Here is a 13,875-nt window from a genome sequence, read left to right on the forward strand (position 1 = left end):
ATTGATACTCATTTTCATTTAGTCTACATCGCGTACCTGACGTTGAACGACGCCCCACCCGGGGTTGGTCTGGAGCAGCAGTGACCCAGCACGACCGCGTGCCGCTGACCCTCATCGGCGGCCTGTCCCCCACCGCGAACACCCGGCTCACCGACACCCTGCGGGCCGGGGATCCTGGCACCGCCGTGGTGCACCACGACCTGCGCCATATTGGCTCCGGTGTGGTGCGCCGGCGTCTGCAGCTCGGCCACCGCGACCAGCTCACCGCGCTCGAGCTGGCGCACGGGTGCGTTTCCTGCACCCTGCGCGAGGACCTGCTGCCGTTGCTGCGCAGGCTGGGCCGGATGCCCGAGGTTCGGCGCATCCTGGTCCGGCTCGACCCGGCGATGGAGCCGGAACCGGTGAGCTGGGCGCTGCATCACGTGCTGGTCGGCGACCGGCCGGTGCTGGCGGACCTGCGGATCGAGGCCGTGTACTCGGCACTCGACCACGCGAGCTGGTTCGAGGCGGCCACCGGGGAGGACACCCTGGCCGAGTGCGGCCTGCAGGCCAGCGCGGAGGACGAGCGGACCCTCGCCCAGGTCGCACTGGCGCAGGTCGAGTTCGCCGACGTGCTGGTACTGGACGGGGTGGCCACCGACGGGTGGAGCGCCGCCCGCACCGCGGCGGTCCTGGACCGGGTGGCGCCCACCGCGCCCCGGGTAGAACTGGCCGGCGCGGACGGGAGCACGCTGCGCGCGGCCGTCCCCGCCGAGGCGCGCCGCGGGGAGCTCACCGACCAGCACGGCGCCCTGCTACGCGGGCAGCCGCCCCTGCACACCGACTGCGGGATCTGTCTTTTCACCTTCACCGCCCGGCGGCCGTTCCACCCGCAACGCCTGCACGCGGCGATCGACGTGCTGCTGGACGGCGTGGTGCGCACCCGAGGGCGTGCCTGGGTCGCCAGCCAGCCGGACGTCGCGTTCTGGATCGAGTCCGCGGGCGGCGGCCTCGGCATCGGGCACGCGGGTGGCTGGCTCGCCGCGGCGGAGGGTCCGGAGTGGCTGGAGGTCTCCCCTGAGCGCCGCACGCTCGCGGCCCTGCGCTGGGACCCGGCCTTCGGGGACCGGGCGCAGGAACTGGTGATCGTCGCGCACCAGGCGATCCCGGAGGAGATCGAGGCCGCGCTGCACGGCGCCTTGCTCACCGACGAGGAGCTGGCCGCGGGCGAGCAGGCCTGGCTGCGCTACCCCGATCCGTTCGGCTCCTGGCACGAGGAGCCCTGCGCGGACAACGAACTCGCGCCCGGACGCCACGACGCGGGCGCACAAACCGGAAAGGACGACACCCTGTGAAACCAGGAATCCATCCCGAGTACCGGCCCGTGGTGTTCCAGGACGCCGCGACCGGGGACGCCTTCCTCACCCGGTCGACGACCACATCGGACCGGACGATCGAGTGGAGCGACGGCAACACCTACCCGCTGGTGCTCGTCGATATCAGTGCCTGGTCACACCCGTTCTGGACCGGCACGCGCCGGATCATGGACACCGCGGGGCAGGTGGAGAAGTTCCGCCGCCGCTACGGCAGGCGGGAAGCGGGAGGTGCTCGCTGATGGCGGTGCCGAAGCGGAAGAAGTCCCGCAGCAACACCCGGTCGCGCCGCGCGCAGTGGAAGGCCGCGGCACCGGACCTGGTGCCGATCACCGTGGCGGGTGAGCGGAAGCTGGTGCCGCGCGCCCTGATCGGCCATTTCCAGCGCCTGGAACGGGACGGCTGACCCCGCCCGCGACCGTCACCGGCCGGGGGTCAATGCTCGTCGTAGTGGTCGCCGTGGGCCGCATGGCGATGCCCGTCGTGGATGTAGTCCACATGCTCGCCGTGCGGCACCGCGACGTGGCCGCAGCCCTCGCCGTGGGTGTGCTCGTGGGTGCCGTGCACCGCGTGCTCGGCCGGTTCGCACTCGTCGTAGTGACCGTTGTGGACGCGATGCAGGTGTCCGTCGTGGACGTAATCGACATGGTCGCCGTGCGGCACGGCGACATGCCCGCAACCCTCGCCATGCCGATGGTCGTGTGCGGTGTGTTCCCGGTGTGCCGTAACCATAACCGACACTAACACCGCGGCCCGGCCCCGGCAGTGCCGTTCACCCGAGCGTGCCAGGGGCAGGGAGGACGGAGCGGCGCAGCAGGGGGATGCCGAGCAGGATCAGCACGCCGGGGATGCTGGAGAAACCGAGGACGATCGCGGTGATGGCGCTTTCCGGTTGCGCCACGGTCGCTTGTTCCATTGTGGACACGTACCCGCCGACCGCCAGCACGAGACCGAACAGGCCGGGGCCGAGCGCGAGGCCGAGGGTTTCGGCGGCGGTCCACAGCCCGGCGGCGACGCCGGCACGGGTGGCGCCGGTGCGCCGCTCCTCCACCGCGATCAGATCCGGGAGGATGGCAAGGGGGAACACCTGCACCCCGGCGTAGCCCACCCCGGCCAGCGCCACGAATCCGAACACCACGGGAGTCGGCAGGATCGTGGACGCGCTCAGCACCAGCAGCGCGCCCCCGAACAGGCCGCTGGCGACGCGGAAACCGACCAGCTTGCCGCCCCTCCTGCCCAGCCTGCTCCACAGCGGCATCACCAGCATCGCCGGCCCGACGAAGCCGGCGAACAGGAACGTCTGCAGGCCGGGGTCGCCCAGCACGTGCCGCGCGGCGTACACCACCCCGGCCAGCAGCGTGCCCACGCCGACGGACTGCACCACGTACACCGCGAGCAGCCACTGGAACGGCCGCCAGCCGCGCATGGTCGCGGCGAGCTCCCGGATCCGCGGGGTGAGGTCCCGCCGGGTGCCCACCGGGGCGTCCCGCAGGCCGAAGTAGACGACCAGGGCCCCGGTGAGCATCAGCGCGGCCACCGCCACGCTCATCAGCCGGTACCCGGCCACCCCGCCGATCCCGTTCGCGATGGCCGGCGCCCCGGCGCCGGAAACCAGGATGGCCAGCGCCAGCATGGCGATGCGCCAGGCGCTCATCCGGGTCCGCTCGTCGTAGGCGTCGGTGATCTCGGCAGGAAGCGCGTTGTACGGCACCTGGAAGAACGCGTACGCCGTGGCGGCCACGAAGAACACCACCACCACGTAGCCGGCGTCCGCGGCCACCGAGCCCAGCCCGGGATGCGCGAACAACCCCATGAACAGCAGCGCTACCCCGCACCCGCCGAGCAACAGCACCGGCCTCCGACTGCCCTGCCTGCGCAACGCGCGGTCGGAGATGCGCCCGGCGATCGGGTTGAACAGCACGTCCCAAGCCTTCGGCACCAGGACGATCGCCCCGGCCGCGGCGGCGGGCACGGCCATGGTGTCGGTGAGGTAGGGCAACAGCAGCAGGCCGGGCACGGTCGCGAACGGCGCGGTGACGAAGGATCCGAACGAGAAGCTGAGCCGGTGACGGGTACTGAGCACGGCCACTCCTCCTCGACTCCGCTGCCCTCTGGCCGGCATCGTTCCATCGTCGAGGCCGGGCGCGCTCACCGGCCCGCGAATACCGAGGAGACCGGAAGTAGGCCGGCTCGGCGGGAGCGGCTTTGCTTGCGAGACGAGAGGGTTGGCCTACTGGAGGTCGGATCGGTGTCTACCGGCACAGTACCTCCGCGACCGACCGCAGCGTCGCGGCGTCGCCGCGCAGCAGCATCGTGGTCACCACGGTCTCCTCCCACACCGCCAGTTCCGCGCGGATCTTGCCGGCGGGGCCGATCAGCGCGATGTCCTCCACCAGGCGGGTCGGGATGGCGGCCGCCGCCTGGGCCTTCCGCCCGTCGAGGTAGAGCTCCTGCACCTTGTCCGCGACATCGGCGTAGCCCATCCGTGCGAACACGTCGTGGTGGAAGTTCACGTCCTTGGCGCCCATCCCGCCGATGTACAGCGCCAGCGAGGGTCGGATCAGATCCGCGGCCCGCTCCACGTCCTCGTGCACGATCACCGGTACCGAGGCCGCCACCTCGAAGTCGGCCGGCTCACCGTCCGGCCTGCGGGCGAATCCCTCCGCCAGGGCCGCGCGGTAGAAACCGTCGGTCTTCGGGGAGAAGAACAGCGGCAGCCAGCCGTCGCAGATCTCCGCCGCCAGCGCCACGTTCTTCGGGCCCTCGGCGGCGAGGTGGATCGGGACGCGGGTACGCAGCGGGTGCACCGTCGACTTCAGCGGCTTGCCGAGCCCGGTGCCGCCCGCCAGCGGCAGTTGGAAGAACCGACCGTCGTAGCTCACCGGCCGCTCGCGGGCCACCACCCGCCGCACGATCTCCACGTACTCCCTGGTGCGGGCCAGCGGCCGCGGATACGGCTGGCCGTACCAGCCCTCCACCACCTGCGGTCCGGAGGCGCCGAGGCCGAGCACGAACCGTCCGCCGGTGAGGTGGTCCAGGGTCATCGCGCTCATCGCCGTCGCCGTCGGCGTGCGCGCCGCCATCTGCACGATGTTCGTGCCCAGCCTGATCCGCGAGGTGGACGCGCCCCACCAGGCCAGCGGGGTGAAGGCGTCCGAGCCGTAGCCCTCGGCCGTCCACACCGAGTCGAACCCGAGCCGCTCCGCCTGCACGATCGCGTCCAGCGCGCCCGCCGGTGGACCCGAGGACCAGTACCCGAGGTGGTAGCCGAGTTTCACGCGCGCCTCCTAGACCTGTGGTGAGTAGTGCGTGGGCGAATCCCGTTCCGCCCGCGGCGGCAGGTTCCGCCGGGGCGTGTGCACCAGCGGCGCGTCCACCGGGTCCTTGCCCCTCGCCCTGCGCCAGCCCGCACGGGCCCGCGGGTGGTACCGGCGCTCGAACGGCACCAGGGTGAACGCCGCGTTGATCGCCCTGCCGAGCAGCCGGTGCAGCCGCTCGTCCCGCCGCGACCAGGAGTAGCCGAGCCGGGCGCGTACCGCGGGCGGGAACAGGCCCACGGTGAGCCAGACGAACCCGCGGGCCACCGGCACCCGCACCGGCCTCCAGGCGAACTCGGGCAGCCATCGCAGCCCGCCCGGCTTGGGCAGCCGCTCGATCTCCAGCACGTCCCTTGTCGCCTTGCTGTCCTCGAGCACCTCGGCGCACATGTGCTCCCAGTAGTCGCGGAACGCCTCCCAGGACTCGGGCACCGGGCGCATGCTCATGCCGTACATCCGGTACCACTGCACGTGCTCGTCGAACAGTCGCCGCTTCTGCTCCTCGGTCAGCCCGCCGGCGAAGCGCTCCGCGGTCAGCACGGTTCCCATGAAGAAGGTGGAGTGCGCCCAGTAGTAGGTGTCCGGGTCGAGTGCGTGATAGCGGCGTCCCCACTTGTCCACGCCCTTGATGGTGTCGTGGTAGCCGCGGACCTCCAGCGCGGTCCGGTGCGCGCGGGGCCCGTCGTACACCACCCCACCGATCGGGTACAGCGACCGGAACAGCCGCTGCCAGCGTTCGGCGAAGAACCGCGAGTGCTGCTCCACCCCGGCACCCAGCCCCGGATGCATGTTCTGCATCGACCCGGCCCACAGCGCGATCAGCAGCCCGCGCCAGTCGCCGAAATACTTCCAGGTCAGCGAGTCCGGCCCGAGCGGTCGCGGCGGTGCCGCCCCGCGCGCCGACTCCGCCTTCCGGTCCTCCAGCTCTGTCATGCTGGACTCTCCTTGCCACGACAACAGACTGACCACGCCTGTTGTCAGGCTAGGATTGACAACAGGCGTAGTCAATATTGGAGAGTCAACGCGATGGCCGAGACGGCGGCTCGCACCTGGGGTGGGACGACACTGAGCGACCGCAGGGCCGCGCGGCGGGAGCAACTGCTGGAGGCCGGGCTGGAGCTGCTCGGCACCGGCGGCAGCCCGGCGGTGAGTGTCCGCGCCGTGTGCCGCAGGGCCAAGCTCACCGAGCGGTACTTCTACGAGAGCTTCGCCGACCGCGAGGAGCTCGTGCTCGGGGTGTACGAGCGGGTCGCCACCGAGGCGCACCAGGTGCTGGTCGGCTCGGTCAGCGACGCCCCGCGGTCGGCGACCGAGCGGGCCGAGGCCGCGGTGACCGCGTTCGTGGAGCTGATGCTGGACGACCCGCGCAAGGGCAGGGTGCTGCTGCTGGCCCCGATCACCGATCCCACACTCAGCAGGCGCGGGGTCGAGCTGCTGCCCACCTTCGCCGCGCTGATCCGCGAGCAACTCCCGGGCAAGGCCGACGAGCTCGACCGGGAGATGACCGCGATCGGCCTGGTCGGCGCGCTGGCCAACCTGTTCATCGCGCACCTGGACGGCAGCCTGGATGCTTCCCGGGAGCGGCTGGTGGCGCATTGTGTACGCCTGCTCAGCCGCGCGGACGCCCTGCACACCTAGACCCGGTCCCGCTCGGCGGCCATCCGCACCGCGATGTCGATAATCATGTCCTCCTGGCCACCGATGTACTTGTGCTCGCCGACCCGGTAGAGGATCTCGTGGGCAGGCACGCCGTAACGCTGCGCGGCCCGCTCGGCGTGCAGCAGGAAGCTGGAGTACACCCCGGCGAAACCCTGCACGATCGAGGAGCGGTCCATGACCGGCAGCCGGGTGATGAACGGCTTCACCACATTCTCCGCGGCCTCCATCAGCACGTCCTTGTCCACCCCGGTCCGGATGCCGAGCCGCTCGAAGGTCGCGGCCAGCACCTCGGTCGGCGAGTTGCCCGCGCCGGCGCCGAGGGCGGCCAGGGATCCGTCGACCTGCCGCGCGCCCGCCCGGTAGGCCAGTACCGAATTGGCCACGCCGAAGCTCAGGTTCTGGTGGCCGTGGTAGCCGACCTGGGCCTGCTCGCCCAGCTCGGCGACCAGCGCGGACACCCGGTCGGCGGCTTCCTCCAGGATCAGCGCCCCCGCCGAGTCGACCACATACACGCACTGGCACCCGGCGTCCACCATGATCCGAGCCTGCTTGGCCAGCGCCTCCGGCTCGGAAAGATGCGCCAGCATCAGGAAGCCGACCGTCTCCAAGCCGAGCGCGCGGGCCTCGGTGAAGTGCTGCACGGACACGTCCGCCTCGGTGCAGTGGGTGGCGATCCGCACGGCGGAGGCGCCGAGCTCGGCCGCGGCCTTGAGGTCGGTGACCGTGCCGAGGCCCGGCAGCAGGAGTACGGCGATGGCGGCCCGGCGTGCCTCGGCCACCGCGGCCGCGATCAGCTTCCGCTCGTCGACCAGCGAGAACCCGTAGTTGAACGTCGAGCCGCCGAGCCCGTCGCCGTGGGTCACCTCGATCAGCGAGATGCCGGCGTCGTCCAGCGCGCGCACGGTGTCCCGCACCTGCTGCTCGGTGAACTGGTGCGCCATGGCGTGGCTGCCGTCGCGCAGCGTGGTGTCGACCAGTCGCACGTCCCGCTCACTCATGCCCACTCCTTCGCGGCTTCGCGCGCCGTAATCGCCTCGGGTGCCACGGCTTGACCCGGTGGTGTCATGCTCGAACCACCCTCCGTTCCAGGATCCGCTCGGCGAGCAGCTCGCCCACCCTGGCCGCGGCCGCCGTCATGATGTCCAGGTTGCCCGCGTACGTGGGCAGGTGGTCGCCGTTGCCCGCCACCTCGAGGAACACCGCTACCCTGGCGCGGCCGCCCCAGTCCGGGCGTGGCTCGTCGAACTGCGGCTGCGCCCGCAGCGCGTACCCGGGAACGTAGACCTGCACCTCCCGCACCATCCGCTCGATCGACTCGCGGACCGCCTCCCGGTCGGCGCCGGGGTCGATCGCGCAGAACACCGTGTCCCGCATGATCATCGGCGGTTCGACCGGGTTGATGATGATGATCGCCTTGCCGGTGGCCGCACCGCCGACCTCCTCGATGCCGCGCGCCGTGGTCTCGGTGAACTCGTCGATGTTGGCCCTGGTGCCGGGGCCGGCCGAGCGGGAGGCCACCGAGGCCACGATCTCCGCGTAGGGCACCTCGGTCACCCTGCTGACCGCGCGCACGATCGGGATGGTGGCCTGCCCGCCGCAGGTGATCAGGTTGAGGTTCGGGGCGTCCAGCTGGTCCGGCAGGTTCACCACCGGACAGGTGAACGGCCCGACCGCGGCCGGGGTGAGGTCCACCGCCTGCGTCCCGGCGGCCGCGTAGCGCGGCGCGTTGACCCGGTGCGCGCCGGCCGAGGTCGCCTCGAAGACCAGCTCGGGGCGCTCGTCCTGGGCCAGCAGCCAGTCCACACCCTCGGCCGAGGTCCGCAGGCCGAGCTCGGCCGCCCTGGCGAGCCCTGCGGACTCCGGCTCCACGCCCACCATGTACCGCAGGTCGATCCGCTCGCTGCGGCGCAGCTTGGCCAGCAGGTCGGTGCCGATGTGGCCGGGCCCGACGATCGCCGCGACCACCCCACGCTCACTCATCAGCGCTCCCTTCGCCTCCCACGGCTCACGGTCCTCCCCGCGGTGCGGCATACTCAACGCATGTGTGCCGCTGAGCGGGACGGTGACCGGGTGGACGGAAGCGACGGCGCGACCGCCGACCGGCTGGCCCGGCTGCTGACCGCGTTCCGGCCGGGCGACGAGGCGCTCGGCGTGTCCGAGCTCGCGCGACGCACGGCGCTGCCGAAGTCGAGCGTGCACCGGCTGACCGGGCACCTGCGTGCCCACGGGCTGCTGGAGCCGGCCGAGCGGGGTGGGCTGCGGCTCGGGCTCAAGCTGTTCGAGATCGGCCAGCTGGCCACCCGGCAGCGGGGAATCGTGGACGCGGCCCGGCCCTACCTCGCCGATCTGCGGGAGGCCACCCGCAACACGGTGCATCTCGCGGTACTGGAGGGCACCGAGGTGGTCTACCTGGACATCCTGCGCGGCCCGGACGCACCGCGGCTGCCCTCGCGCATCGGCGGACGGTTTCCCGCGCACGCCACCGCGGTGGGCAAGGCGATCCTCGCGCACTCCCCGGAGTCCCTTGTGGACACCGTCGTGCGCGCCGGGCTGCCGAGGGTGAGCGTGCGCACGATCACCGCGCCGGGACTGCTGCGCAGGCAGCTCGGCAAGGCACGTGCGGAGGGGATCGCCTACGAGCGGGAGGAATCCGGCACCGGGGTGATCTGCGCGGCGAGCCCGATCCTGGACGGGGCCGGTGCGGCGCTGGCCGCGATCTCCATCTCCGGCTGGACCAACCGGATGCGCACCGAGCGCATCGCGCCCGCCGTCCGGACCGCCGCGCTGGCCCTGTCCCGCACGCTGAGCTAGCCAGGCACAACGATGGACCCTCGGGGTCGAGGGCGCCGGCGAGCCGGCGCGGCTGCCCGCGGCAAGGATCGAACAACATACCGGCTCACTCACTCGCTGTCGGAGTCATGGACAGGTTCCAGAAATCGGCATAGCGGCCACCGCGGCGCAGCAGCTCGCCATGGCCGCCTTCCTCCACGATCCGGCCGCCGTCCAGAAAGGCGACGCGATCGGCGCGCTGGACGGTCCGCATCCGGTGCGCCACCAGCACCACCGTCCGGCCCGCCATCAGGCGCTCGATTCCCTCGTGGACGGCGGCCTCGTTCACCGGGTCCAGTGCGGAGGTCACCTCGTCCAGCAACACGATGGGCGCGTTCTTCAGCAGTGCTCGGGCGATCGAGACCCGCTGGCGCTCACCGCCCGACAGCATCGCGCCGCCCTCGCCGACATTCGTCGCCCAGCCGCCGGGCAGGCGCTCGATCACCTCGTCCAGCCGCGCCGCGGTCGCCGCCGCCCGCACCTCGGCTTCGTCGGCGTCGGGACGGCCGAGACGCACGTTCTCCTCGATCGTGCCGTCGAAGAGGTAGACATTCTGGAAGACGATGGCGATCCGCGCCATCAGCACCTCCGTATCGATGTCGCGCACGTCCACACCGCCCACGCGCACCGCGCCCGCGTCCACGTCGTGGAACCGCGCCAGCAACTGCAGCAAGGTGCTCTTACCCGCACCCGAGGGCCCGACAACGGCAAGCCGCTGTCCCTGCACCACGGACAACGACACGTCGTCGGTCACCGTGCGGTCGCCATGCCGGAAGGTGGCCGAGTCGAACTCGAGGTCGTGACGTACCGGCCGAACCGGTTCGCGGGGTTCCGGCAGCGGCTCGGCGCGCAGTACCGCGTCCAGCCTCGCCAGCTCGGAACGCGCGCCGCGGAGTCTGCCGCCGACATCCGACAGCGACAGCAGCGGATCCGCGCTGCGGGCGGCGAGCACCAGGATCGTCAGAACCTCTGCCACGCCCATGCTCCCGGCGAGGGCGAGGTACGCACCCAGTACCAGCAGGGCGGTGAACACCGCCTGCACCGCGAGCGTCAGGCCCAACGCGCCGGGCAGCGCCGACAGCAGGGTACGGCGGGACGCGCGCTGGACGTCCCGCAACGAGTCGTCGAGCAGCCGGAAGCGCTCGCTCACCCGGCCGCCTGCTCGCAGCACCGGCTGGGCCTGGAGATACTCGATGACGCGGGCGGTGGCCTCGTGGTCGCGTTCGGCACGCTCCGTATCCGCGGTCGCCGCCGAGCGCCCCGTCCGGCTCTGGATCGCCGCCACGACCGGTGCCGCAACCAACGCGGCCAACCCCAGTTGCCAGTTGAAGGCGAGTATCACGGCAACGATCGTCAGGGGAGTCACGCACGCGGAGATGAACGGCGCCAGCAGGTGCGCGATCACGCCCATCGCCTCCAGGACTCCGCGGCCGGCCAGTACGGACACCTCCCCGACGCGGCCGCCGGCCGCGTACCAACCGATGGGCAACCGGGCCAGCTGATCGCCGAGCCGGTGATACAGCCCGCGCAGCAGTGTGCTTCCGACGCGGAAACCGGACAGATCGCTCCGATAGCGCAGCACCGCGTAGACCGCGACCGCGGCACCGAACGCGACCAGCCAGGGCCGGGCATCGCCTGGCGTGCTCCCGAACAGTGCCCCCAGCACCGGAACCAGCAGTGCGTAGGACAAACCCTCGACCACCGCGGTCGTCGTCATCAGGGCAACGGTGCGCCGCACCGGCCGGGCGTGCTCGTGTCCCAGCACCCGCAGCAGCGTTCGAATCATCGGGGCTCGCCTCCTCGCGGTACGCCGCCGGGGTTGCCCGCACCGTGGGTTTCGATCCCGTCGGACATCGCCGCTCGGTAGGATGTCCAGAACGCGGCGAACTTTCCTTGCTGTGCCAGCAGGTCGGCGGGCCTGCCGCGCTCGACGATCATCCCGTCGTCCAGCACCGCGACGGTGTCGGCGTCGGCGGTCGTCTCCAAGCGATGGGCGATGACCAGAATCGTCCGGTGGCCCTCCAGCGTCGCCAGGGCCCGGCGCACCGCCTGTTCCGTCTGCGGGTCGGCAAAGGCGGTCGCCTCGTCCAGCACCAGAACGGGCGCGTCGGCGAGCAGTGCGCGGGCGATCGAGATCCGCTGTGCCTCGCCGCCCGACAATCCGGCGTCCACACCGATCACCGTTTCGTATCCGCGCGGCAGCTCGAGAATTCGGTCATGGACATGTGCCATCCGGGCGGCGCGAACCACGTCGTCGAGGTCGGCGTTCGGTGCCGCCAGCGCGATGTTGTCCGCGATCGACGCGCGTAGCAGGGAGGTGTCCTGGAAGACGAAGGAGACCGTCCGGTAGAGCTGCCGGCTGCCGAGCTCGCGCAGGTCGACACCACCGAGGGTGACCGAACCGTGGGACGGGTCGAAGAACCGCGGCAGGAGCCGCACCAGCGTTGACTTTCCGCTTCCCGACGGCCCGACGATCGCGGTGACCGTGCCCGGCTCGAGCACCAGGTCGATCCCGCGCAGCACCTCGTGATCGGCGTCGTAGCCGAATCGGACGTCCCGCAGTTCCACCCGGTGACCCTGCGGCGCGACCGGGTAGGCGGGTTCCGGTAGCGGCGGTACCGCGAGCACGTCCCGGATCCGGCCGACCGCGCGTCGGGCGGCCTGCAGGTCGTCGAAGCCGTGGCCGAGGGCGGCCACCGGAGCGGTCAGGCCCAGCCCGAGCAGCAGGAAGGGCAGCAGGTCGGCCGGGGCCATGCCTCCGGTCGTGACCAGAACCGCGCCGCCGGTCAGCACCACCAGCAGCACGAACGGCGGCGACAGCACCAGTTGCATGCCCGCGGCGATCCCGGACACGCCGCGCACCCAGCGGTTGAAGGTACCGACGAAGTCGTCCGCGGCCGCGCGGAATCGACGGTGGGCGCGGCCGGCTCCGCCGAACGCCTTGACCACGGAGATGCCCTGCACGAACTCGACGACGGAACTCGAGATCCGCCCCATGGCCGCGTCGAACTCCTCCTGCTCGCGCAGCCGGTTCGGGGTCAGCATGAGGGGAACCAGAGCCACTGCCAGTGCCACGGGTATCAGCGTGATCAGCGTGAGCCGCCAGTCGATGGTGAACAAGTAGATCAGCGACACCAGCGGCACCACGAATGCGGAGACGAGCTCGCCAGGGGCGTGGGCGATGAACGGGTGCACGGCACTCACGTCCTCGCCCACCACTTTTGCCAGCGTGCCGGTCCGGCGTCGGGCGAGCCAGCCGATCGGTACGCGCCCCAGTCGCGCGGCCAGTTGCCTGCGGAACGCCAGTTGTACCTGGCCGTCGAGAAGATGCCCGATCCCGGACGACGCGGCCGTGAACAGCAGCCGGACGACCAGGCCGACCGCGCCCGCGAGCACGACGAACCAGACATGGTCGTGATCGATCGGGCCGGGCGACAACAGGGTGCGACCCAGTTCGACGACCGCCAGTAGCGGCGCCAGGCCCGCGATGGCGCCGACGACCTGCAGGATCGCGACGGCCGCGAAACTCCCGAGGTAGGGGCGCAGCAGCCCTGCCAGGGGCCGGCCCGCCACGACGTCCGCACCGGGTGGTGCGGACCGCTCGCTCTCCCGGGCAAGGTCGGTGGCGGTCATCGCCCTCCCGCCTTCGTCGATCTCGACGCGACCGGGCCGGCGAGGCGTTCCCGGAGGAACTCCGCGATCTCCGCCCGCGCGGCCTTGGCCCGCGGCACCGCTCCCGGCATGCTGACGAACCCGTGCGTCGCTCGGGGATGTTCGGTCAGCCGCGCGGGAGTGCCGGACTCGCGCAGCCGCGCGGCGTACCGACGGCCGTGATCGGCCAGCGGGTCAAGGGTCGGCACCACCACGAGCGCGGGGGCCAGTCCGTTCAGGTCGTCGGCATGCAGCGGCGACACCGCACGAGCATCCATTCCCGGCGGAACGGCCAACCGCTGGTACAGCCGCATCTGCGCCACGGTGAGGGTCGGGCTGTTCGCGTGCTGGGCCATCGAGGCGTAGTCGAACGCCGTCTCGGTCAGATCGAGAGCGGGGTTGACCAGCACCTGTGCCCGCAGGAGCAGGCCGGATTCTCTGGCCCGGATCGCGGCCAGTGCGGCAATCATCGCGCCGTTGCTCTCCCCGAAGACCGCGGTCAGTGCCGGGTCCACCCCCCATTCCACGGCGTGCCGCAGCACGTGCCGCAGCACGTCCCAGCCGTCGTCGACGGCCGCGGGCAGTGGAGTCCCCGGAGCGAGGAGCCGGTGCTCGACCGAGACGACGACCGCGGGCAGCCGTGCGGCGAGGTGGCTGTTCACCCAGTCGCTCTGCGCCGCCGTACCGACGAACCCGCCGCCGTGCACGTGAAGCACGAGCGGCAGGTCGACGTTCCCGCCACCGCGCCCGGGTGACGGCCGGTACACCCGGACCCGGAGCCCACGGTCGGACAGTGTCACCTCCTGCCATCGGATCACGGCACCGCGGTCCGGAAGACCGGTGATCACCCGGGCAAGGCGGGACGCTCGCTTGCGGTTCACCGCCTCGCGGAAGGTGACCAACTCCTCGGCCGTCATCGCCGACAGGTCCGGCTCCTTCTGCAGAGCATGCAGTAGCCGGATGCCCAGCGGGGGCCGTTCAACCCCGGCGATGTCGTTCATGTCTTCTCCTCGATCGCGGCAGTTTCGCTACTTATAGTATCGATACCGATCGTAGCGCAATCGGCT

Annotated in this window: 14 protein-coding genes; 5 read left to right on the forward strand and 9 right to left on the reverse strand. The window is 71.5% G+C overall.

The window, feature by feature from the left end; genetic code table 11:
• The first annotated feature begins 80 nt into the window (after positions 1 to 80).
• The 3 genes from mrf to rpmF are packed head-to-tail and all read left to right on the forward strand — an operon-like array spanning position 81 to position 1,758.
• Positions 81 to 1,334 carry a ribosome hibernation factor-recruiting GTPase MRF gene (gene mrf, locus FB471_RS02355; protein WP_141995712.1) on the forward strand — a complete coding sequence of 418 codons (1,254 nt, stop codon included), beginning with the start codon at positions 81 to 83 and terminating at the stop codon, positions 1,332 to 1,334.
• Complete coding sequence (locus tag FB471_RS02360; protein WP_141995713.1) at positions 1,331 to 1,594, forward strand: type B 50S ribosomal protein L31; 264 nt, start codon at positions 1,331 to 1,333, stop codon at positions 1,592 to 1,594. The genes mrf and FB471_RS02360 overlap by 4 nt, the downstream gene beginning before the upstream one ends.
• Positions 1,594 to 1,758, forward strand: coding sequence for a 50S ribosomal protein L32 (gene rpmF / locus FB471_RS02365; protein WP_141995714.1), 165 nt, complete (start codon positions 1,594 to 1,596; stop codon positions 1,756 to 1,758). Before FB471_RS02360 ends, rpmF begins: the two co-directional genes overlap by 1 nt.
• 29 nt (positions 1,759 to 1,787) lie before the next feature.
• Here rpmF and FB471_RS02370 read toward each other — a convergent pair whose 3' ends face one another.
• From FB471_RS02370 to FB471_RS02385, 4 genes are all read right to left on the reverse strand, one after another.
• On the reverse strand, positions 1,788 to 2,084 hold the full coding sequence (locus FB471_RS02370) for a hypothetical protein (RefSeq protein ID WP_141995715.1): 297 nt from the start codon (positions 2,082 to 2,084) through the stop codon (positions 1,788 to 1,790).
• A gap of 40 nt (positions 2,085 to 2,124) precedes the next feature.
• Complete coding sequence (locus tag FB471_RS02375) at positions 2,125 to 3,441, reverse strand: MFS transporter (protein ID WP_211357927.1); 1,317 nt, start codon at positions 3,439 to 3,441, stop codon at positions 2,125 to 2,127.
• A gap of 163 nt (positions 3,442 to 3,604) precedes the next feature.
• Positions 3,605 to 4,630 carry an LLM class F420-dependent oxidoreductase gene (locus tag FB471_RS02380; protein ID WP_141995717.1) on the reverse strand — a complete coding sequence of 342 codons (1,026 nt, stop codon included), beginning with the start codon at positions 4,628 to 4,630 and terminating at the stop codon, positions 3,605 to 3,607.
• A 9-nt stretch (positions 4,631 to 4,639) separates the two neighbouring features.
• Positions 4,640 to 5,602, reverse strand: a complete 963-nt coding sequence (locus FB471_RS02385) for an oxygenase MpaB family protein (RefSeq protein WP_141995718.1) — start codon at positions 5,600 to 5,602, stop codon at positions 4,640 to 4,642.
• Between the two features lie 93 nt (positions 5,603 to 5,695).
• Between FB471_RS02385 and FB471_RS02390 the strand changes: the two genes are divergently transcribed.
• A complete protein-coding gene (locus FB471_RS02390) occupies positions 5,696 to 6,307 on the forward strand; it encodes a TetR/AcrR family transcriptional regulator (RefSeq protein ID WP_141995719.1) in 612 nt (203 codons plus the stop codon).
• Here the strand turns inward: FB471_RS02390 and dmpG are convergent.
• Positions 6,304 to 7,326, reverse strand: coding sequence for a 4-hydroxy-2-oxovalerate aldolase (gene dmpG / locus FB471_RS02395; RefSeq protein WP_141995720.1), 1,023 nt, complete (start codon positions 7,324 to 7,326; stop codon positions 6,304 to 6,306). The two genes, FB471_RS02390 and dmpG, sit on opposite strands and share 4 nt — an antisense overlap.
• 64 nt (positions 7,327 to 7,390) lie before the next feature.
• Entirely contained in the window at positions 7,391 to 8,308 is a 918-nt protein-coding gene (locus FB471_RS02400; RefSeq protein WP_141995721.1) for an acetaldehyde dehydrogenase (acetylating), read from the reverse strand.
• A 60-nt stretch (positions 8,309 to 8,368) separates the two neighbouring features.
• Here FB471_RS02400 and FB471_RS02405 point away from each other — a divergent pair, with 60 nt between their 5' ends.
• A complete protein-coding gene (locus FB471_RS02405; protein ID WP_141995722.1) occupies positions 8,369 to 9,139 on the forward strand; it encodes an IclR family transcriptional regulator in 771 nt (256 codons plus the stop codon).
• Positions 9,140 to 9,224: 85 nt separating this feature from the next.
• Here the strand turns inward: FB471_RS02405 and FB471_RS02410 are convergent, their stop codons facing one another.
• Genes FB471_RS02410 through FB471_RS02420 form a run of 3 tightly spaced genes read right to left on the reverse strand, consistent with a single transcriptional unit; the run spans position 9,225 to position 13,809 of the window.
• On the reverse strand, positions 9,225 to 10,943 hold the full coding sequence (locus tag FB471_RS02410) for an ABC transporter ATP-binding protein (protein WP_141995723.1): 1,719 nt from the start codon (positions 10,941 to 10,943) through the stop codon (positions 9,225 to 9,227).
• A complete protein-coding gene (locus tag FB471_RS02415) occupies positions 10,940 to 12,790 on the reverse strand; it encodes an ABC transporter ATP-binding protein (protein ID WP_141995724.1) in 1,851 nt (616 codons plus the stop codon). Before FB471_RS02415 ends, FB471_RS02410 begins: the two co-directional genes overlap by 4 nt.
• A complete protein-coding gene (locus FB471_RS02420) occupies positions 12,787 to 13,809 on the reverse strand; it encodes an alpha/beta hydrolase (protein WP_141995725.1) in 1,023 nt (340 codons plus the stop codon). The genes FB471_RS02415 and FB471_RS02420 overlap by 4 nt, the downstream gene beginning before the upstream one ends.
• Positions 13,810 to 13,875 lie beyond the last annotated feature (66 nt).

This window comes from Amycolatopsis cihanbeyliensis (assembly GCF_006715045.1).
In the GTDB taxonomy this organism is placed as follows: Bacteria; Actinomycetota; Actinomycetes; order Mycobacteriales; family Pseudonocardiaceae; genus Amycolatopsis; species Amycolatopsis cihanbeyliensis.